Annotated in this window: 1 protein-coding gene; it reads left to right on the top strand. The window is 40.5% G+C overall.

The features are described 5' to 3' along the window. Positions 1 to 84 precede the first annotated feature (84 nt). A partial coding sequence (locus tag SB822_RS56295; protein ID WP_410859005.1) for a hypothetical protein occupies positions 85 to 291 on the top strand: 207 nt, incomplete at its 3' end.

Below are 291 nucleotides of genomic sequence, written 5' to 3'. Positions count from 1 at the left end.
GGTTCTGTACAAAAACACATAGAGAGAGCAAGAAAGAAGATTGCTATTCAACTAGATTTATTAAGATCGAAAGGAGCATGAACCATGAATAAAAAAGAGATTGAAGGACTCATTCACAATTATCACTGGATGGCGAAAGAGGTTCAGCGGCTCCAGCGTGTTATATATGGTACTGACATTCCTATGCGAAGTTGGGGCGTTGCTCAATACGGTATTGAGGCAACCTTACTAAAAGGGAGCAAAGGAAAAAGCCAAGCTGAATTACGTGACATGGATTTACGAGAAGAAAGG

This window comes from Paraburkholderia sp. SIMBA_054, from assembly GCF_046534875.1.
GTDB classification, from domain to species: Bacteria; Pseudomonadota; Gammaproteobacteria; order Burkholderiales; family Burkholderiaceae; genus Paraburkholderia; species Paraburkholderia hospita.
The sequence above is the reverse complement of the archived record's forward strand: the minus strand, read 5'-3'. Positions and strand labels throughout refer to the sequence as shown.